The 19,111-nt window shown below is 68.9% G+C and carries 23 protein-coding genes and 2 pseudogenes; 17 read left to right on the forward strand and 8 right to left on the reverse strand.

Going from position 1 to position 19,111, the window contains the following annotated elements; all coding sequences use genetic code 11:
• Positions 1 to 87 precede the first annotated feature (87 nt).
• Entirely contained in the window at positions 88 to 1,038 is a 951-nt protein-coding gene (locus tag Drose_RS15365; protein ID WP_260728882.1) for an amidohydrolase family protein, read from the reverse strand.
• Positions 1,039 to 1,107: 69 nt separating this feature from the next.
• Here Drose_RS15365 and Drose_RS15370 point away from each other — a divergent pair, with 69 nt between their 5' ends.
• Both Drose_RS15370 and Drose_RS15375 read left to right on the forward strand, forming a co-directional pair.
• On the forward strand, positions 1,108 to 1,686 hold the full coding sequence (locus tag Drose_RS15370) for a TetR/AcrR family transcriptional regulator (protein WP_260728883.1): 579 nt from the start codon (positions 1,108 to 1,110) through the stop codon (positions 1,684 to 1,686).
• A complete protein-coding gene (locus Drose_RS15375; RefSeq protein WP_260728884.1) occupies positions 1,683 to 2,339 on the forward strand; it encodes a maleylpyruvate isomerase family mycothiol-dependent enzyme in 657 nt (218 codons plus the stop codon). The genes Drose_RS15370 and Drose_RS15375 overlap by 4 nt, the downstream gene beginning before the upstream one ends.
• A 177-nt stretch (positions 2,340 to 2,516) precedes the next feature.
• Here the strand turns inward: Drose_RS15375 and Drose_RS15380 are convergent, their stop codons facing one another.
• Positions 2,517 to 2,930, reverse strand: a complete 414-nt coding sequence (locus Drose_RS15380; RefSeq protein WP_260728885.1) for a hypothetical protein — start codon at positions 2,928 to 2,930, stop codon at positions 2,517 to 2,519.
• A gap of 248 nt (positions 2,931 to 3,178) precedes the next feature.
• The gene (locus Drose_RS15385; RefSeq protein ID WP_260728886.1) at positions 3,179 to 3,610 is read right to left on the reverse strand and encodes a MarR family winged helix-turn-helix transcriptional regulator; all 432 of its coding nucleotides are present in this window, start codon (positions 3,608 to 3,610) and stop codon (positions 3,179 to 3,181) included.
• Positions 3,611 to 3,686: 76 nt separating this feature from the next.
• Between Drose_RS15385 and Drose_RS15390 the strand changes: the two genes are divergently transcribed.
• Positions 3,687 to 4,310 carry a maleylpyruvate isomerase family mycothiol-dependent enzyme gene (locus Drose_RS15390; protein WP_260729722.1) on the forward strand — a complete coding sequence of 208 codons (624 nt, stop codon included), beginning with the start codon at positions 3,687 to 3,689 and terminating at the stop codon, positions 4,308 to 4,310.
• A gap of 340 nt (positions 4,311 to 4,650) precedes the next feature.
• Here Drose_RS15390 and Drose_RS38765 read toward each other — a convergent pair.
• Positions 4,651 to 5,367, reverse strand: a pseudogene (locus Drose_RS38765) (hypothetical protein); the annotation flags it as partial.
• A 479-nt stretch (positions 5,368 to 5,846) separates the two neighbouring features.
• Here Drose_RS38765 and Drose_RS15400 point away from each other — a divergent pair.
• The 11 genes from Drose_RS15400 to Drose_RS15450 all read left to right on the forward strand — a co-directional run bounded on the left by Drose_RS15400 (position 5,847) and on the right by Drose_RS15450 (position 14,461).
• Complete coding sequence (locus tag Drose_RS15400) at positions 5,847 to 7,205, forward strand: transglycosylase SLT domain-containing protein (protein ID WP_260728887.1); 1,359 nt, start codon at positions 5,847 to 5,849, stop codon at positions 7,203 to 7,205.
• Between the two features lie 19 nt (positions 7,206 to 7,224).
• Complete coding sequence (locus tag Drose_RS15405) at positions 7,225 to 7,563, forward strand: hypothetical protein (protein ID WP_260728888.1); 339 nt, start codon at positions 7,225 to 7,227, stop codon at positions 7,561 to 7,563.
• Positions 7,560 to 7,922: a hypothetical protein gene (locus Drose_RS15410; protein WP_260728889.1), complete on the forward strand. Its 363-nt coding sequence runs from the start codon at positions 7,560 to 7,562 to the stop codon at positions 7,920 to 7,922. Before Drose_RS15405 ends, Drose_RS15410 begins: the two co-directional genes overlap by 4 nt.
• A gap of 571 nt (positions 7,923 to 8,493) precedes the next feature.
• Entirely contained in the window at positions 8,494 to 8,970 is a 477-nt protein-coding gene (locus tag Drose_RS15415) for an RHS repeat-associated core domain-containing protein (protein WP_260728890.1), read from the forward strand.
• 77 nt (positions 8,971 to 9,047) lie between these two features.
• On the forward strand, positions 9,048 to 9,425 hold the full coding sequence (locus Drose_RS15420) for a hypothetical protein (protein WP_260728891.1): 378 nt from the start codon (positions 9,048 to 9,050) through the stop codon (positions 9,423 to 9,425).
• Positions 9,426 to 9,459: 34 nt separating this feature from the next.
• Positions 9,460 to 10,197, forward strand: coding sequence for a hypothetical protein (locus Drose_RS15425; RefSeq protein WP_260728892.1), 738 nt, complete (start codon positions 9,460 to 9,462; stop codon positions 10,195 to 10,197).
• Positions 10,198 to 10,385: 188 nt separating this feature from the next.
• Entirely contained in the window at positions 10,386 to 11,162 is a 777-nt protein-coding gene (locus tag Drose_RS15430) for a transposase family protein (protein WP_260728893.1), read from the forward strand.
• A 209-nt stretch (positions 11,163 to 11,371) separates the two neighbouring features.
• Complete coding sequence (locus Drose_RS15435) at positions 11,372 to 12,121, forward strand: SDR family oxidoreductase (protein WP_260724024.1); 750 nt, start codon at positions 11,372 to 11,374, stop codon at positions 12,119 to 12,121.
• Positions 12,122 to 12,150: 29 nt separating this feature from the next.
• Positions 12,151 to 12,891 carry an SDR family oxidoreductase gene (locus Drose_RS15440; protein WP_260724023.1) on the forward strand — a complete coding sequence of 247 codons (741 nt, stop codon included), beginning with the start codon at positions 12,151 to 12,153 and terminating at the stop codon, positions 12,889 to 12,891.
• A complete protein-coding gene (locus tag Drose_RS15445; protein ID WP_260728894.1) occupies positions 12,888 to 13,787 on the forward strand; it encodes an NAD(P)H-binding protein in 900 nt (299 codons plus the stop codon). Before Drose_RS15440 ends, Drose_RS15445 begins: the two co-directional genes overlap by 4 nt.
• On the forward strand, positions 13,784 to 14,461 hold the full coding sequence (locus Drose_RS15450) for a hypothetical protein (RefSeq protein ID WP_260728895.1): 678 nt from the start codon (positions 13,784 to 13,786) through the stop codon (positions 14,459 to 14,461). The genes Drose_RS15445 and Drose_RS15450 overlap by 4 nt, the downstream gene beginning before the upstream one ends.
• A gap of 865 nt (positions 14,462 to 15,326) precedes the next feature.
• Here the strand turns inward: Drose_RS15450 and Drose_RS15455 are convergent.
• Complete coding sequence (locus Drose_RS15455; protein WP_260729723.1) at positions 15,327 to 15,911, reverse strand: TetR/AcrR family transcriptional regulator; 585 nt, start codon at positions 15,909 to 15,911, stop codon at positions 15,327 to 15,329.
• A 231-nt stretch (positions 15,912 to 16,142) separates the two neighbouring features.
• Between Drose_RS15455 and Drose_RS15460 the strand changes: the two genes are divergently transcribed.
• Positions 16,143 to 16,376 (forward strand): hypothetical protein, encoded by a 234-nt coding sequence (locus Drose_RS15460; RefSeq protein ID WP_260729990.1) that lies wholly within the window; start codon positions 16,143 to 16,145, stop codon positions 16,374 to 16,376.
• Between the two features lie 120 nt (positions 16,377 to 16,496).
• On the opposite strand, the pseudogene Drose_RS15465 reads toward Drose_RS15460, so the two are convergent.
• Positions 16,497 to 16,622, reverse strand: a pseudogene (locus tag Drose_RS15465) (alpha/beta hydrolase); the annotation flags it as partial.
• A gap of 223 nt (positions 16,623 to 16,845) precedes the next feature.
• On the reverse strand, positions 16,846 to 17,562 hold the full coding sequence (locus Drose_RS15470) for an ArsR/SmtB family transcription factor (protein ID WP_260729724.1): 717 nt from the start codon (positions 17,560 to 17,562) through the stop codon (positions 16,846 to 16,848).
• A gap of 65 nt (positions 17,563 to 17,627) precedes the next feature.
• Between Drose_RS15470 and Drose_RS15475 the strand changes: the two genes are divergently transcribed.
• Positions 17,628 to 18,296: a flavin reductase family protein gene (locus Drose_RS15475; RefSeq protein ID WP_260729725.1), complete on the forward strand. Its 669-nt coding sequence runs from the start codon at positions 17,628 to 17,630 to the stop codon at positions 18,294 to 18,296.
• Between the two features lie 126 nt (positions 18,297 to 18,422).
• A complete protein-coding gene (locus Drose_RS15480) occupies positions 18,423 to 18,608 on the forward strand; it encodes an ATP-binding protein (protein ID WP_260728896.1) in 186 nt (61 codons plus the stop codon).
• Between the two features lie 40 nt (positions 18,609 to 18,648).
• On the opposite strand, the gene Drose_RS15485 is transcribed toward Drose_RS15480, so the two are convergent.
• Positions 18,649 to 18,996 (reverse strand): hypothetical protein, encoded by a 348-nt coding sequence (locus tag Drose_RS15485; protein WP_260728897.1) that lies wholly within the window; start codon positions 18,994 to 18,996, stop codon positions 18,649 to 18,651.
• Positions 18,997 to 19,111: the final 115 nt, after the last annotated feature.

Below are 19,111 nucleotides of genomic sequence, written 5' to 3' on the forward strand. Positions count from 1 at the left end.
TGGTGAGGGCGCCGGACCGGCCGTACGTCTCGACGGAGCGGCCTGGGCCGCCGGTGATACACCGCCCCTCAGCCGAGCCGGAGGCGTTCATACGGACGGCCGTGTCGCACCACGGTTCGCACGGCGCGCAGCGCGGTGATGTCGGCGCTCGGGTCGGTCGCCGTCGACGAGGGGCAGGTCGACGGCGAGCCCGCCGTGCGGCTTGACCGGATGAATGCCCGAGTCGACGCCGCTGATGAGGTCGACGCCGGCCTCGTGCAGCGCCCGGACCTGCGCCTGCCGCTCGGCCCGGTGGAGGCCGACCTGCTCGCGGACCGGCGCGTGCTCGGGCCCGCCGAACGCGCTCAGGTCGAAGCCCAGGGTTGGACACACCGCGATGCCGGCGGCCGCGATCCCGGCGGCCAGGTCCGGGGTGGTGGAGCTGCAGTGCTCGATGCCGTCGACGCCCGCCTCGAAACACTGCCGTACGGCGCCGAGGGCTTGGGCGTGGGCAGTGACGGGAAGTCCGTGCCGGTGGGCCTCGTCCACGACGGCCCGGACCTCGGCGAGGGTGAACTGACAGGCGTTGACGTCGCTGCCCGGGGTGCCGACGCCGCCGGAGGCCATCAGCTTCACGAGGTCGGCGCCGCGCTCGGCCCGCTCGGCGACCGCCCGGCGCAGCTCCGTCTCGGCGCGGGCGGCCCCGCCCATGCTCGCGCAGTGGCCGCCGATGCTGGTGACCGGCGGGCCGGCGGCGAGCACGCGGGGCCGGTCCGGGCGCTCGTGGCGGTGCCGGTCGACCACCGCCCACGCGTGGTCGCCGAGGTCGCGGACGGTGGTCACGCCGCGGGCGAGATGGGCGGCGAGAGCCGTGCCGATCGTGGCGTCGAGCTCGGCGGGGCTCAGGCCCTGCAGTCGGTCCAGCGCGGCCGCGGAGCCGTCGCCGCACAGGTGGGTGTGCGTGTCGATCAGGCCGGGCAGCAGCGTCGTGCCCGGCCGGTAGGTCACGGGACAGCCGTCCGGCGCGGCGGCCGTAGCCGGCTCCACGCCGACGATCACGCCGTACTACTACTGTAGTTCCAACAGCATCACTTGTAGTTGTTTCAACTACTGACGTAGTATCGGTGTATGGCCGACCGCCGTCTGCAAGTGCTCGATGCCGCAATCACCGTGCTCGGACGTTCCGGGATGCGCGGGCTCACCCACCGGGCGGTGGACGCCGCCGCCGGGCTGTCGGCCGGGTCGGCGTCCAACCTGTTCCGCAGCCGGGACGCGCTGCTGGAGGGCGTAGCCGACCGGATCGTCGAACGGGAGCGGTCCAACTGGGAGGAGTTGCTCGCCGGTACCGTGCCCACCACCCCAGCCATGCTCGCCGAGGCCCTCACCGGGGCGGCCCGCGACGTGGCCGGACGGCACCGGGACCTGACCCTGGCGCGGTACTCGATCCTGCTCGAGGCGGCGAACCACCCGCCCCTGCGGCGCACGCTGACCGAGGGCGGCGCCCGCGTGCGGGCCTGGTTCCTCAACTGGATGCGCCTCTCCGGGTCCACCGACCCGGAGCGCGAAGCGCCACTCATCATGAACCACTTCACCGGCCTGGTGCTGCACCAGCTCGCCAACCCGGACCCCGGGTTCGGGCCGACGGCGGAGATCACCGAGCTCGTCCCCCGCGTCATCCGACCGCGCAGCCTCGAGGAGCCGTCATGACCCCGCCGTCCGCCCTCGCCACCGACCGGCTCTGGTCCGTCGTCACCGCCCACCGCATCGCCGTCGCCGACCTGCTCGACGGGCTCTCCGCCGAGCAGTGGGAGCAGCCGTCGCTGTGCACCGGCTGGACCGTCCGGGACGTCGCCGCACACCTCACCCTGCAGCAGCTCGGCCTGCGCGACGCGCTCGGCACGATGCGGCACTGGCGCGGCACGATGGACCGCACCATCGCGCACGCCGCCCGCAGCCGCGCCGCCGCCTGGAGCACCGGGCAGATCGCCGGGAACATCCGGGCCACCGCCGACGTCCACAAGCCCACCCTCGGCGTCACCGCCCTGGAGACGCTCACCGACATCCTTGTGCACAGCCAGGACATCGCCCTGCCCCTCGGCCTGCGCCTCGACCTGCCAACCGACGCCGCGGCCGCCTCGGCGACGCGGACCCTCACCATGCGCTGGCCGGTCCCGCCGGCGTCGGTCCGTATCGTGCGCCGCTTCGGGCTGACCGCCACCGACGTGGACTGGTCGGCCGGGATCGGCCCGCAGGTCAGCGGGCCGATGAGCGCCCTGCTGCTGATCCTCTGCGGCCGGACCGTCGTGCTGCCCCAGTTGTCCGGCGACGGCGTCGCGGACCTCGCGACCGCACTGGCCTGAGCGCAGGCCGGCGGTCGAATGCCGCGTTCGCGCGGCGAAGCGCACGCTGCCAGCGGCAGGTCCCGCGAACGGGACGGCGGCTGCGGGTTGAGCACGTCGACGCGGGCGCCGGTGCTGGTCCATTCGACGTGCAGGCGGCTCCCGCCACCGGCCATCGCCATGATCTCGACGCGTCCGTCACCGCCGCCGCGGTAGCTGCCGTCCTGGACGGTCCAGCGGATGACCGCAGGGTCGGACCAGTAGTAGCGGGCGACCACCCAGAACGGCGAGCCGGGCGAGCTCTCCCGCGCGACGGCCCAGGTGTCGCAGTCCTGGCGCAGCTCGTACGTCTTCGGGTTTGCTGCTGTCGGCGACGGTGACGAGTTCGACCCAGCCGTCTCGGCAGACGTTGAAGTAGTCGAACGTGTGGTCGTCGGCGCTGACGTGGACGGCCAGGCCGCCGCAGCCGCCGCGGTTCGAGGCCGCGCAGCATCCGACACGATCGGGGACGCGCTCGGCGCCGCGGTGGCCGGCGCACACCCACCGCTGGAGCCGCTGCGGCCGGCGGGCGAGGGTAGTAGTAGGCGTAGACCGACCAGCCGAGCGCCACAACGGCGATGATCGTGCCCAGCAGTGTCGCGCGGTCAGACCGCGGCCGCCGGCTCGGGGCCGGATCGTTGCCGGTCCGCTCGCTGCAACTACGTACACGCCGCCCCATCGTCATTCGCGGCCATCATTGTATGCGGGGTCGCCAAACCCGGCCTGGCGCATCCACGCGGAGCGCGACACCCGGGCACCGGTGGGCAGGGCGGCGGCGGATGCCCTCCACCCTGTGCGGCCGGCCCAGCACCTCCGACGTGCTACGCGTAGGGGTCGGTGACCGCGCGCAGCCGGGTCAGCGTGTCGCGAAGCTGCGTTATCCGCCGCGTGCCGAGGTGAGCGGTCCATTCGGCCTCGACCTCGGCCACGACCCTCGCCGCGATGGCGCCGGCCTCGTGGCCCCGGTCGGCGATGTGGACCAGGCGGGCGCGGGCGTCGGTCCGGTCCGGCCGCCGCTGCACGTAGCCTGCGCGCTCGAGTTGATCGACGAGGAACCCGGCGGTCTGCTTCGTCACCTGGGCCTGCTCGGCCAGGTCAACCAAGCGGGTGCCGTCGGGGCCGATCCGCTGGAAGATCCGCGCCTGCGCCAGGGTGACCTCAAAACCGGCCGCGACGAGCGCGTCCAGGACCCGCCGCTCCATCGCCCGGTAGGCGACGAACAGCAGCACCCCGACGTTCACCTCCTCGGGCATCCGTACCTCCTTGACAGATCGTCAGATTCTCTGACTACAGTAGTCAGAGAATCGTACCAAGACGGAGGTGGTGGAGATGGACCGGGAGGCGAGCTGGCAGGCGATCGCCCGGCAGCGGCGGGACCTCGCGGACCTGCTCGACGGGTTGTCGGCTGCGGAGTGGGAGCAGCCGTCGCTGTGTGCGGGCTGGCGGGTCCGGGATGTCGCGGCGCACGTCGCCCTCGCTCCGCAGCCGCCGAGTGTCTGGGCGATGGCCGTCGACGCGGCGCGGGCCGGGGGCCGGTTTCACAAGCTCAACCACGACGTGTCGGTCCGGCACGCGCAGCGCCCGGTCGCCGACCTCGTCGGCGAGTTGCGCCGGTTCGCGGACTCGCGGCGGCTGCCGGCCGTCACCAGCTACCGCAACATCCTCTTCGACGTCCTCGTCCACGCGCAGGACATCGCGGTACCACTCGGCCGGCCCCTGCCGATGCAGCCCGACGCGGCGGTCGTGGCGGCGACGCGGGTGTGGGGGATGGGCTGGCCGTTCTGGGCCCGGCGGCGGCTGCGCGGCGTCCGGCTCGTCGCCACCGACGTCGCATGGGCTGCCGGTGACGGCCTTGAGGTGACCGGGCCCATCGACGCGCTGCTGCTCATGACCGGACGCCGGGAGGCTGCGTCGGCTCGGCTGTCCGGCGCCGGCGTCGCGCGCGTCGCCTGACGCGAGGCGGGAACCGAGCCGGTTCGCTGGTCGCCTGTCCCGGTCGGGTGCACGGTCAGCGGCCGGCGCGCAGGTAGGCGAGGACAGCTTTGACCCGGCGGTGCTCGTCGTCGGCGGGGTGCAGGCCGAGTTTGAGGAAGACCCGGTTGACGTGGGTTTCACGGTGCGCAGGCCGAGGTAGAGCCGGTCGCCGACGGCGGTGTTGGACAGCCCCTCCGCCATGAGCGACAGCACCTGCAGCTCCCGCTCGGTCAGCGTGGATGGAGGGACGGTCGGATCGCGGAGGCTGCAACTGCAGCGCCCTATGTGGACGGTGGCCGTTGTAGTGGCGGGCGTGTTCGCCGAGTGTTCGGCGTAGATGTCGTTGAGCGAAGATGAGCATGCGGTCGGTGACCTCGGTGCGGGTGGTGCGGACGAACCGCTCCGTGTAAGCGTTGGCTTGTGGGCTGCGCGGTGGGATCTTGCAGACGGTCATTCCGGCGTCGGCCAGCACGGTGTCGATGGTGGCGGTGAGCTGTCCGGCCCGGTCCCGGACGAGGACGGTGAACTGGTCGGCCCGTCCGCCCAGATCCATGAGCAGATTTCTGGCTTGCTGGGCAGTCCATGGCCCGTCCGGGTTGGCGGTGACGCCGAGGATGTGCACGGAGCGGCTGCCGACTTCCATGACGAGGAAAACATACGGACGCTGGAGGGTGAGCGCGATGACGGAGTTTGGAACCCCACAGGGTGCTGTACCGGCGGGGCTTTTGCAACGACGACCTGACCACCGGGGTTTTGGGCTACTGTAACAAGGAGTTCTATGAAAACAGCACCTACCCTCATGTGCTTGGGGCAGTGCAGCGGCATTCGGATGTACTCGTGAGATATCATTGTCGGCTGATGGGGCTACACGAGGATCGTCAACAACTGTTAGTGCAGATGTTGCGATCTTGATCCCCGGGGTTGAGGAATATCGGTACAGAAAATCTCTGGCGTTGACCATTATAAATATGGGACGGCCGGGGGTGCGGGCGGGGTGAACCCGACCGGAGTTGTGCGCTCCGGTGATGGACGACATGTGGGATCGCGCGCTCCGGGCTGGACGCCACGATGAGCGGATGGCGCCAGCCCATCTCGCGAGCAGCGGCGTTGGCCGTCATCTCACTGTGGGTGACGCGGTCGGCGAGGTCGGTGTTATCGCGCTTGAGGCGAGACAAAAGGCGCGGTGTGGTTTTCGGAGTAGAGGTGGTGCCACCGCCGCTACTCCGAACATTACCGGACGGGTCCACCATTCGGGTGCGGCCAGGGTTCGCCAGTGAGCGCGGGTAGTTGATCGACGAACTGGTATGCGCCGCCACGGTGATCCACAATGCCGAGGTCTCGGCTGTTCCTGGCCTGTCCCGGACCCGCGAGTACCGGGCCTTGTATCGACTGTTGCCCGTTTTGTCGTTATGTACTTCGGAGGGCTGACTGCTCTCCCAATTATATACAATATGACCGATACCGGTGGCTGAGGGTTTGGGGGAACCCATGGCATTCCGACGTGACGTCGCGTTCATGCATGACGTAGAGCCCGGATTGATGCGGCTCAACGGCGAGGAGTTCGGCCGAGTCGTGCGGCTCATCGAGTCCGCGTTGCCAACGTTGACCGAGGCGCGGAGCGCAGTCCAGTGGCAGGCGGACGCGGCCGACCTCTACCGGGCGCGGATGGGCGAGGCTGAGAGCCTCGCCCACGAGTTGCGGGAGGGGTTCCTCCGGGCGTCAAACGCTGTGCTGCAGTACGCCGAGGCGCTGGCGGAGGCGAAGACCGAGATGGAGATCGGGGACGCAGCCAACGACGGTCTGCGTGAACTCATCAAGGAGGTCGCCAACACGCAGAGTAAGAGAGTCCGTGATTCCGAGCCACTGTCGCAGTGGGAAGACCTGCGGAAGATCACCAGCTTGTTCGACCGGCAGGTTGAGGAGGACTACCAGGACAAGATCAACAAGATGCGGGTGCAGGCCGATTCGCTGTACTACGAGGCCGCCGGCGCCTACAGCCGGGTCCGCGACATCGAGCAGAATGCCCGGCAAATCTTCGTCGCCGAGATGCACTCCGCGTTCAAGCGGCTGCCGGACTTCAAGGCCGACAGCAATGCCGCCAAGAACATCATCAAGCGTGCGCCGGGCGTGCTCGCCGAGATGAACGATGCGGGGCTGCAGAACCCCGAATCGCGCCTGCCCGGCCAGGGCTTCGTCCCGCGGTTCGGCGTCGACGCCCCCGGCGACATGACCGACTTCCATCAGGACATCCGCGACGCCTCCGGGTCGTTCGTCGTCAACGAACCGGCGGAGTGGGGCGTGGCCGACGCTGTTCACGGCAAGTACATCGACCCGGCACACGAGCAGAAGTACAAGCTGGCCTGGATCCGCGCCAACCAGGAGCTCATCCAGGGCGTCGCCTACCAGTACGGCATCCCCGCCGAACTGTTGGCAGGCATCATCTACCAGGAGGCCGGCGGCAAGCCGCCAGTCCTCGACCACACCGCGGACTGGGTTCGCCGGAACACCCCGCTCGGCGGCAAGGACGCCGACGACACCTCGTTCGGCCTGATGGGCATCCAGGTCGACACCGCAGCGGTGGCGCTGGGGTACGATCCGGCCCACCTTACCGACTCGCAGCGGGCAGAGATCATCAAGTCCCTGGACGAGCCGAAGGAGAGCATCGTCATCGCCGCGAAGGTACTGGCCGACGCCAAGGACACGACTGACTGCGCGAACACGGACCCGAAGCAGATGACCTTCGACCAGCAGCGGGAGCTGGCCGCGCGGTACAACGGCGGCCCGGACTGGAACAAGGAGATCGCCCAGAGCTATGCCGACGACTTCGCCAACAGCCGGACGGACGTCAACCTCGTGCTGTACGCGCCGGACTGACAAAGGAGCGCCGTCCCTCATGACACCACCGTCCAGGCTGCAGGCGAGCCTGCCCTCCATCAACGGCAACGCCAACGTCCTCGTCGAACTCGCGGGGGCGCTGGGCGCCGGCCGACCCGACTTCGACCTGTCCCGCAAGGGGTGCATGGAGGCGCTGTCCGAGGAGGTCACCCGGGCGATCCGGTCGTTCGCCGACTTCTCCGCCGACCAGTACCAGGACATCGTCGCGCTCCTGGCCGCGCTGTCCACGAAGCTGCGCAACGCCGGCGAGAGCTATGCGCAGGCCGACCAGGCCGGTGCTGGGGAGATCGCCCGCTACCTGCTCGGCTCAACGTACGTCGCCCCGGAGCAGCGATGAACGCCGAGGCGCGGGCGTCCGACCCGGTCCGGTCGCGGATGTGGGGGCGTCGCATCGGCCGGGCCGCGGCGTACCTCATCGCCGGAGCGCTGAACACGTTCGCGCTGCTGTGCGTACTGCTGCTCTGGGCGTCGTGGCTGTCCGGCGCATACCACTCCGACCGCGACCTCCAGGAGAACGGCGGGATCTTCCTCTTGGTGATCGCGGTGTTCGGCGGTCTGAGCGCCGGCCTCGCACTGCTCGTCTCCGTGGTTGCCGCGGGGCTGCGCTGGATGCCACGCTGGGCGATTGCCATGCCGGGTATCCTGCTGGCGTTCACAGTCCTCGCCACCTGCGGCATGGCGGAGATCTTCATGTAATGTCGGCTGAAGGTCTTGCCGATACGGCCTCGACGTCGTCGACTTCACCCTCGCGAAGCCGCCGCTGCGAATCGTCGACCCGGGCGACGGCTGTGAGTAGCGATTGCACCGCGCGGATGTCGGCCTGGCCTGGCGCGTCCAGCTCGGGGTTTCTGGTGACCGCGGACGCGGCCCCGATGGCGGTCCGCGCGATCGATCTTGACACCGCAGCGCATCCGCCACTGCGGCGCGGCGAGGTGCCCGCGGGGCATGGGATGGACGGCCGCTGCGAGATCCGGCGAGGACGGCGATCGAGGCGGTCGCGGCCGGAGCGGGTGCCGGTCTCCGGGCGCCGCACCCAACCCCGGAGTGCTGCCGTCCAGTGAGCGGCGCTCCGCCCGCGCGGAACCCTGCCGCACGGACTCCTGCGGAGGTGCGGTGCCAGGCGTCGCTGTGGCATGATGCCTCGGTCGGCGTCCAATGGGGCGTTCGGTCCCGCTCCTGAAGGAGCACCTTCCCCACGTATGTGAGGTTGTCACCAGCTAGGCCACGTGCTGCTGGTGCATGCCCACATACGACGGATAGGAAACTCATGTCTGATCCAGCCGCACCGGCCGTGCGTATCGATGCCGAGCCGGCGGTGTCGGGGCTTACCTGGCTGGCCACCGACAACCACAACATCGGCCAGCTCGCCATCAGCGCCAACACCCTGACAGTCACCCGCCGCAAGACCGACCCCTTCGGGAGCCCTCGCGGCGTCGACCCCACCTGGCCGAACACGCGCGGCTTCGTGAACGGCATTCGCGACAATACCGGCCTGACCCACCTTGGTGCTCGTGAATATGAGCCAACAAGCGGCAGATTCATTTCGGATGACTCCGTGACGGACTTTTCCAGCCCGCAGCAGATGAACGGCTACGCCTACGCCGACAACAACCCGGTGACCATGAGCGACCCCAGCGGGCGGCTTCGTGGCCCGTCGCCCGGCGACGCGGTCGCCTCGATTGCCGCCGACAAGAAGAAGCCATCGCTGCAGGCATCGACCCGAGGCTGCTGCTCGGCACGCTGATTCTGGAGAGCGGCGACTGTCACTGCGGCTTCTGGAAAGGTGACTGGCGGCCCGGCTCGAGCAAAGGCATCGGCAACATGAAGGAGGGCGCCTTCAAGGAGGCGATGGAGACCGCCGGGAAGAACGGCAGCAGCTTCTGGACGCCGAAGATGGCCGGCAAGGTGCTGCAGGGGTGGGAGACCGCCATCGCCGACGCCAAGGTCGCGACCTACGCGGCGGCGTGGTATCTGCGCTCGCTACAGGACAGGTTGCCAGACACCTTCAACCCGTACTACAGCCAGGAGGAACTGGTCCGTGTCGGCTACCAGACGAGCGCGAAGAACATGCTCTGTATGGCCGGGCAGAACCGCCCCATGGAGCATGTCTCGGGCGGCTCCGCGGACATGGTCCAGGCCCTCGACGGGGCGTGGGGCGAGGCCAACCGCCTCATCTGCACCGGTTACTTCGACTGCTGAGATGGCGGATTGGCCCCATGACTATCATGGCCGGATGCTTCTGCGTCCCGCCGCAGTGGTCGTCGTCCTGGCTGGGGTGTTGTCCGTCGGATGGCATCTCGGCTGGCAGGTCCTCGGGCTGTGTGTCGCAGCCGTCGCGATGCCGCACATCTTGTGGGCGACGTGCAGCCCGACCCGGCGGGTGCTGCTGCTCGGGTCGGCTGGGTACCTGCTCGCGGCCCTCGGGCTGTGGACGGTGCTGCCCGGTGGTCCCGGGGACCGGACGCCGGCGATAGCGCTGCCGCTGCTGATGCCGTTCGCGCTGGCCGGGTTCGCGGCGGTGGCGGTGCTCGTCGTCCGGCGGGGCGGGAGCGCGGCCCGGGCCGGGTTGGTCGGGGCTGGGCTGGTTGTGCTGGCGGTCGCCGGTGGGGCGGTGCTGTCGGTGGTGGGTGGCAGCGTCCCGGCGCCAGCCGCCGCGGAATTGCTGCCGCTGCCTGCGCCGTTGACGCTGGTGTATGACAGCGGGGAGGATTGCGGGGCGACCGGCGCCGTCTGCTCGCGGGAGTTCGTGGTCGGCGGACCGGCCGGCGTGGGCGCGGCGGAAGTGGCCAGGCTTGTGCGGGTGCACCTCGAGGCGCACCGGGGCTGGCACCTCGACGGCGCTGGCGACGAGCACTGCACCGCCATCCATTGGGTAAACCTGACCAGTCGGGCCGACGCGTGTGTGGCACTGTCCGACGGCGACGGAGCGGCACGCGTCCTGTTGAACTTCGTCGCCCGGGACCGCGCATAGGTGGCTGGTGTTGAACGATGGCTGCCCCCGGTGTGGCGGCCATCGTTTCATAATAATTTACGATACTAAGCCATTTTCATCGTGACGGCGCTGGTCAGCGATGGTGTGGCGAGCAGGGATCGACGTGAGGCGAGGCTCCCGGGAAGACAGATGTCGACCAAGACTCGATGCCCCAACCAGGAGCCTCGTTGCTGTCCTACCCTGCCACGATCACGCTGTCCACCCGCACCCTTAACCAGCTCGCTGGCCTGATCCGCCGGGAACGCGGCGAGCGTCGCAGCCGATGGCGGCGCCTGGAACCCGGCGACCAAGCGCTGCTGGTCCTGGCCCACCTGCGCAACGGCGACACCTACGCCCGACTGGCCGCCGGCATCGGCACCAGCACCGCCTGGCGCTACGTCCGAAAAGGCATCAACCTGCTCACCGCCCAGGCCGACGACGTCGCCGCAGCCGCACGCCGCGCCGCCCGGCTGGCCTACACCATCCTCGACGGCACCCTCATCCCGATCGACCGCGTGGCCAACCAGCGCCCGTACTACTCCGGCAAGCACAAGCGCCACGGTGTGCATGTGCAACTGCTCGCCGACCCCGCCGGACGGCTCGTCTGGGCCTCACCGGCACTGCCCGGCGCGGTCCACGACCTGACCGCCGCCCGCGTCCACGGCCTGCTCGACGCGCTCACCGCCCACAGCGTCATGGTGTTGGCCGACAAGGGCTACCAGGGCGCCGGCGGCACGATCCGCACACCGTTCAAACGCCACCGACACCGGCCCCGGCTCTCCCGCCGGCAACGCGCCGTCAACCGCACCCACGCCCGTGTCCGCGGCATCGGCGAACGCGCTGTGGCCACCCTCGAAAGCTGGAAGATCCTAACCAAGCTGCGCTGCTGCCCACGCCGCGCCACCGCGATCGTGCAGGCCATCACCGTCCTGCACCACATCGAGACCGACCGCTACCCAGGATGAAAATGGCTCACTATTTCGGGTTATCTCCACCTATGACCGATGGGCTGGCCACCACCGGCCGCTGATCGTCTACAGCGTTGACGAGCGGGCGAAACGACCCGCCACGCTCCGCCCGGATGTTAGTTAGGTAACCAACTTTTTACTGGAGCCGGGAGTGGGTGGCGGCTATGCTCCGAGAAGTAAGTTGGGTAACTAACTAAGAGGTGCGCATGCTCTCTCCCGCATCACGGCCGGTCGCGCTGATCACCGGGGGCACCTCCGGCATCGGCCTGGCCACCGCTCGTCTGCTAGCCAAGGAACACACGGTAGTCGTCACGGGACGGAATCCGGACACGCTCGCCAACGCCCGCCGGGAACTGCCCGGTGACGCCCTGGTGCTGGCCGCCGACGCCCGGTCGCTCGCCGACGCCGACCAGGTCGTGGCCGAGGTGACTGAGCGGTTCGCGCGCGTGGGCGTGCTGTTCCTCAACGCCGGCGTCGGCGCGATGCTGCCGGTGGCGGCGGTCGACGAGGCCGTCTACGACGAGCACTTCGACGTCAACGTGAAGGGCCAGGTCTTCCTGCTACAGAAGGTTCTGCCGCTGCTGGCCGAGGGCAGTTCGGTGGTGTTCAACGCCGCCCTCGGTGTGCACCGCGCGCTGCCCGACTGGTCGGTTTACGCCGCCGCCAAGGGAGCGGTGCTGTCGTTCATGCAAGCCGCGGCCGTCGAGTTGGCCCCGCGCGGGATCCGGGTCAACGCGGTCTCGCCGGGGCCGATCGAGACCCCGGCGCTCGGCAAACTCGGCCTCGGCGGCGATGCGCTGGCCGAGTGGCGCGCGGCAGTGAGCGCCCGCGTCCCTCTCGGCCGGGTCGGGTCGGGCGCCGATGTGGCCCAGGTGGTCACGTTCCTCGCCTCGCCGGCCGCGGCCTTCGTCACCGGCGCCGACATCGCCGTCGACGGCGGCATGCGGATCGCCTGAAACGCCCTCGAGAAAGGACATCAACAGTCATGACACGCACAGCCCTGATAACCGGTGGCACGTCGGGCATCGGCCTGGCCACCGCCCAGACCCTCGCCGCCCGGGGATACGCGGTCGTCGTCACCGGGCGCAACCCGCGGACCCTCGCCGACGCCGAGCGCGCCCTGCCCGCCGGCGTCCGGGTTGAGCGCGCCGACGCGGGCTCGGTCGCGGACGCCGACCGGCTCGCCACCGACCTCGGGAACCGGTTCGGCGCGCTGGACGTGGTACTGCTCAACGCGGCCGTCGAACATCCCGCCCCGCTCGACGGCATCGACGAGGCCGGGTTCGACGAGCAGTTCGCGGTCAACGTCAAGGGCCAGTATTTCCTGTTGCAGAAGCTGCTGCCGCTACTCGGCCCGGGCAGCAGCGTGATCTTCATGAGCTCGACCGGCGCCCAGCACGGGCTGCCCGGCCTGGCCGTCTACTGCGCGACCAAAGGCGCTCAGGTCGCGCTCGCCCGGTCCCTCGCCGTGGAGCTCGCGCCGCGCGGCATCCGGGTCAACGCGATCACGCTGGGGCCCGTCGACACGCCCGCGCTGACCAAGCTCGGCATGCCCGCGGACGAACTCGACGCGTTCAAGAAGACCATCACGGCGCGCGTGCCGCTCGGCCGGTTCGGCACCGCGCAGGAGATCGCCGACGCCGTGGCGTTCCTCGCGTCCCCTGAGGCGACCTACGTCACGGGCGCCACGATGATGGTCAGCGGCGGATTCGGGGTGGCCGCATGAGTACCGGCGGCGACCGCGGCCGGATCCTGTTGGTCGGTGGCACCGGGCAGGTGGGTTCCCTGGTCGCCGGCAAACTGCGAAACCACGACGCCCCCGTACGCGTCATGGCCCGTGACGTGGAGACCGCGGTCGAGCGCCTCGGCTCGCACGTGGAGATCGTCCGCGGCGATCTGCTGGAGCCGCCGACGCTCGCCGCCGCGCTGCACGGCGTGGACATCGCCTTCCTGACCACATCACCCCAACCGAGCCTCGCCGAGCAGGAGGCCAACTTCATCGACGCCGCCGAAGGGGCCGGGCTGCCGCGCCTGGTCAAGCTGTCCGCCGCCGGGTGCCGGCAGTCGCCGCACCCGCCGTTCGGCTGGCACCAGGCCAGCGAGGACCGGATCGAGAAGGCCGGCATTCCGGTCACCCTGGTGCGGCCCACCCCGTTCGCCTCGATCCTGCTGTGGGAGGCCGCGGCCATCCGGGCCGGGCGGCTGAACACCATGATGGGCGACGCCCGGTTCAGCTTCATCGACCCCGAGGACGTCGCCGACCTGGTGGTCGCGGCGCTGACCGACCCCGCACACACCCACCGGGCCTGGGAGGTCGGCGGCCCCGAAGCGCTCACCTACGACGAGGTGGCCACCGCCCTCACCGGCGTGCTCGGCTGGCCGGTCGAGCACGGCCGCGTCGACGAGACCACGTTCCGGGCCGGCCTGCTCGACGCCGGCATGCCCGACTGGCTCGGCGACGTGTTCGCCGGGACCCGCCGGCTCGCCGCCCGGAACGTGTTCACGGTCGGCGACGCCGTCGTCCGCGAGGTGCTCGGTCGCCCGGCCCGCACCCTGACCTCTTGGATCGAACGCCACCGCGACGCGTTCGGAACGACCGGCTTGAGCGAGGGGGAACGATGATCGTGGAACCGCTTCAGCTAGTTGTGGCTGCGGCTTTCGGCGGCCCGCAGCCTGGGATGTTCGGACACCCCGGCATTCGGCCAGACATCACCGCGGTCGAACTTGCCGCCGCCGAGTCTCGCCTTGCGGCAGTCGTCCCCGAACCGTTGAAGGACTACTACACTATCGCCGGCAAGCACGACGGCATGATGGCCGCGCACTTCCGATTTCTGCCGCCGGGGGAGTTGCGGATCGTGGATGCGCACCTCGTATTCTGCCACGAAAACCAGCACGTCATGGAGTGGGGGATTCGGCTCGACGAACTCGCCCTGCCCGACCCGCCGGTGTACGTCCGGCTGACCGACGGTCCCGACGCCGGCGCGTGGACCGTCGAATCCGCAATACTCTCCGCGTTCCTGCTCGGCGCCGGTAGCTGGCAGGCCGTACTCTCCATGGACGATTCGGCCGAGTGCAAGCTGCCGCCGAACAAGGTGCCAAGTCTGTTGCGATGGTTCACCCCTGTCGGCGACCCCGAGCTTCGACGCGACGCAACGTTGGTCGGATTCGTCGATCGGAAACGCTGGACCGTGGCGGCGTTCGACAGCAAGCATTCCATGCTGTACGTGGGCACGTCAGCCGAGGACGGGCTGGACGAGTTCGAGGAGCGTTCCGGTCTGGACCTGAACCGGTATTGAGCCGATCGGCCGCAGCAGTTGGGGGAGGAGTTGCGCGGCGTCGCGGGTCGGTTCCGGCAAGGGTCTTTCCGTCGGCCGTGGGAATGCCGACGTCGGTCGTGGTGAGGTCGGCCACGCACGCGGAGGACGGCGGGGTGGCGGGCCTGCGGCAAGGACAGGAACTGATGTCCGAGCGTGTGGATCTCCTCGTCGCTGATGCGCCCGCTGCGCACTGGGCGGTACTCGCGAACACGGCTGAACGATGCGGAGGAGTTGTATTTGCGCGAAGCCGTTTCTGTACATCCTGGGGCCACCAATGGAGTAATTCGCCCACGTTACCGGCGTCGCCTGGCCGGCAGCGAGCAGGTGCGCTGTGCCAGCAACAGCCTCGCGACGCTGCGCATCGCTGGCCACCGCGCGCTTGTACTGGTCAGGCATCCGAATCTTCGACCGCTCCAGGCCAAGATGTTCCCTTCCTAACCGCGGCAAACGTGCGGAATGGCACATGAGCACTCAGCCGCTGGGAGACGTAACGGACAGTGCGATATCGGCCGCGGTATCGCTGGCCGTTTCCTACACACCGACGACGAACACCACGAGCTGCTGAAGTCCATTGTGGACCCCGCCTACCGGCCCTGGTGGGATCGTCATGAGCCTACTTGGTGGAGTATCGAGGTGGAGTTTCGCATCCTAGGCCCGGTGGAGGCGACGCACGCAGGTTCCCCGCTTGTTCTGGGTGGGCCACCCTCCGGGCCGTGGTGGACTGGAGCTATCGCCTGCTCAACGCTGAACAACGGCGGATCAGCACGACGCCGCGGCCGGGGGCCGTGGCCGCGGTTGCGTAGAGGCTCGGGCCGACCATCGCGGTCCTAGTGCCAGAGCTGATCTATTCCAGTCCCGCCAGGTCTTTGATCCAGCGTTGCAGCCGCCGGGTTTGCCCGACTAGAACGGCCGGGTCGCGGAATGTATTCGCCAGCAGGGCCGCGCCTTGGATCTGGGCTACCAACGTGTACGCGAGATCGTCGGCGTCGGTGCGGCCCATGGCCTGAAACTGCGCGCGCGCCCAGTCGAGGCGGATGCCCATGAGCACCGAGGCGGCGCCGGTGAGGTCGTCGTCGCGGCGGCCCAGCTCGGAGCAGAGGGTGCCGTGCGGGCAGCCGTAGCGGGCCGTGTCGGGGCCGGTCTTGACCACCTCGCGGACGAACGCGGTGAGCCTGGCCGCGGGGCTGCGGTGCCGGTCGAGCGACTTCAGGCCGGCCCGGAGATGGTCGGCGTGCGAGTCGATGACGGCGCGGATGATGTCGTCCTTGGTCTTGAAGTAGTAGTAGACGTTTCCGATCTGCACGTCGGCGGTCTTGGCGATGTCGGCGAGGCTGGTATGTCCTACACCACGCTGGTGGAACAGTGAGCAGGCGGCCCGCACGAGGCGGTCGCGCTTGCTGCTCGACCTCGCCTGGATCAAGTCGGTCATCACATCAACTTTACCGGTACGCCCTGGCCGGCCGGGGACACCGGCCGGCCAGGCTGAGGTTCGGATCAAAATGTGTGGCCGGACCATGACGGCGTTCGCGGCGCCACGGCGGTATGCCTGTTCCTGCCGTAGCGTCCGTGTGCGATCGGCACGGTCCTTCATGAACACCTCCGAAGCATGCCCCGTCGCGTTGTAGGCGACGGCCCGCAACAGCCAGGAGGTCGACCAGCCATGGAACGTCCCGATTTCGACGACCCTGGCGGGCTTGGCGTCCCGTACCAGCAGGTAGGTGAGCTCGGCTTCGATGTCGTCGAGTTTCGGGCGCATCCCACGGCTGACGCACAACATGCCGCGCTGCGCGTCGCGGGCCGCGCCGAGCGCTTCCGCGTGCGTTCGGTACAGGCGCAGGACGGTGGCCAGGTCGATGGTTTGCCGCCTGGCGTTGCGGTGGTCGCGCGGCGCTGATGAACCGGGACGGCTGGCGATCAAGGTGTTTTCCTTTCCGAGTTTGCCGTGCGGATCTAGGGGTGCGGCGGGTGCTGCGACGACGGATCCGTAGCTGTGCCCGATCACCGTGATCGTCAAGCCCGGATGTCCGAGCAGCAAACCGTCGATGAAGCGGTTGAGCGCGATGGCTCCGGCGGCCGCGCGGTCCTCGCGCAGTGCGTCGCGGCGTACGCCCTCGGGAGGGTTGTACCCTAGCCAGGCCACCGCGGCGATCGGGGCGATTCCGGAAGTCGGGCTCGAGCAGATACTGCGCCCAGGTCACCGGGTCCGATACGCGACCTCAACTCCATCCGAGACCAGGGCGGAACCTTTAGGCAAGACCCGCAGCAGCGATGACGACATGCGCCATTCTTGATCATCGACGTCGCCATGCCCCGGGTGACTCGCCAACTACATCCGAAGTTCGCCAGATGTTTTGTGCAGTGCGTCAGAGCCGGTCGTCGTCGGCAACGTGAATTTCGAGGTGCTGTTGGAAAGCGTGGTGGCCGGCGGTGGTGAGCTTCACGGCGCGGCTGGTGCCAACCCGTGTGATCCATCCGACGGTGAAGGCGTGTCGGCACAAGGCTGCGCCGACCATTCCCGCCAGATGGGGGCGCCGTTCAGTCCAATCCAGGCAAGCTCGCAGGACCGGTCTGCGCTGGCCGCCAACCGTGGGCACGGTGATGCCGAGTTCGGTCAGCCAGCTCACGCCGTGCGTGGTGAGTGCCAGACCATAATCCCAGGAGATCAATTCTTTGGCGGTCATCGCGTCGGCCACGGCCACCGCCACGGTGCCGGCGAGGTGGTCATAACATGTGCGTGCGTATGCCAAAGCACGACGCCGGTGAGCGCCCGACAGTGACCGCACCGGCGGTGCTGGCATTCCTGCGGCGGACGTCATTGCTTCGATGAGCGCCGCGATGTTCGGGTCGGTGAGTTGCAAATACCGGTGTCGACCTTGGCGGTGCTGCACAAGCAGCCCGCCGGCGACCAGGCGGTCGGCGTGTTCGCTGGCCGTCGAGACCGTCACTCGGGCGTGCCGCGCGAGTTCTCCCACGGTCCAGGCACGCCCGTCCAGCAACGCCAGGCAGAACGCCGCCCGGCTCCGGTCAGCCAGCAGGGCGGCCCACGACGCCAGCGCGGTACTTCCCTGCTCCGGCTCCATCAGCCGATCATGACGCATGGTTGGTTCGGTCACCGCCGAACTACAACGACCATACCGTCATGACCATGACGACCAGTCAGCCGCTCGGCCCTATCAAGCATCTGACGATCACCCCGAAGATCCTGTACTTCGGTACCCCCGTAGTGCTGTTGAGCACCGAGAACGAGGACGGCAGCGCGAACCTCGCCCCGATGTCCTCCGCGTGGGCGCTTGATCACGTCGTCGTGCTCGGTCTTGGCCGTGCCGGTCAGAGCGGGCACAACCTCACCCACCGCCCTGACATGGTGATCAACCTTCCTGCGGCCCATCAATGGCAGGCCGTCGAACGTCTGGCACCGTTGACCGGCCGACACCCGGTACCGGTCGACAAACATGACCGATTCCGTCACGAGCCAGCCAAATTCACCGCCGCTCGCCTGACAACTCAGGCCTCCTTGCGTGTGCGACCACCACGGGTTGCCGAATGCCCGCTGCAACTGGAAGCCCGCGCGGCGGACGTCCGGCCTGACTCCAGTGGTGAGTTCCTGCTCGTCGAGGCCCACGTCCTCGCGGTACACGCCGACTCCCGGATCGTCGTACCCGACACCGACCACATCGACCCGGCGGCCTGGAACCCGCTGATTTACAACTTCCGCCACTACTTCGGCCTCGGCGAGCAACGCGGTCGCAGCTTCCGCTCCGAGACATCCCTCACCACCGGACACCATGAGCCCCGCCGCGGTACGATCCCCTGAAATCTGCCAGCAGTAAGACCCCACCGGACGCGTCCGCCGTGAGCAGATACGCCACCAGGCGGCGGCGATGTTCGCCGAGGGAACGCCCGCTCCGGAGGTGGCCGTGGCGTTGGAGGTATCCACCAAGTGCACGCCGACCCGATACTGGTGCGGCAACTGCTCGACAACCTCATCGGCAACGCTGTCAGACACCGCCCCGCACATCACCCTTTCATGGCCGATGAGCTGATCATCGTTCCGTTCGAACACGCGGCTGGCGACCGGATACGCACGCTACGGCTCGTGGCTGGCGCATATTTCGAAAGGGCCTGACGATCTTTGGTCGCCGTGGGCTTCATGATTGAGTCAAGTTTTACGCCGCGCGGGGAAGGCGGGCGTGGTCGGCGTAGTCGTCGACGTGTCGGCTGATGTGGTGAGCGCGGCTCGGAGTTCGGGTGGGGCTTGGGGCAGGGTCATTGAACTGTTCGGCCCGGTCGCCCAGATCCATGAGCAGATTCCTGGCCGCCTGGGTGGTCCACGGCCCGTCCGGGTTGGCGGTGACGCCGAGGACGTGGACGTAGCGGCTGCCGACTTCCATGACGAAGAACACGTGCAAGCACTGGAGGGTGAGCGCGCAATCTGCATGGAAGAAATCGCAGGCCAGCACGGTCGACGCCGGCGTGCGGAGGAACCGCCGCCAGGTGGTGTGGTCACGGCGCACCGGCGCTGGTGGTATCCCGCCGCGTTTGAGGATCCGGCGGATGGTCGAGGCACCGATCCGGTGGCCGAGAGCGCGTAGTTCTCCTTGGATTCGTTGGTAGCCCAGCCGGGGTTGT

Origin of the sequence: Dactylosporangium roseum, from assembly GCF_025264685.1 — a bacterium.
Classification (GTDB): Bacteria; Actinomycetota; Actinomycetes; order Mycobacteriales; family Micromonosporaceae; genus Dactylosporangium; species Dactylosporangium roseum.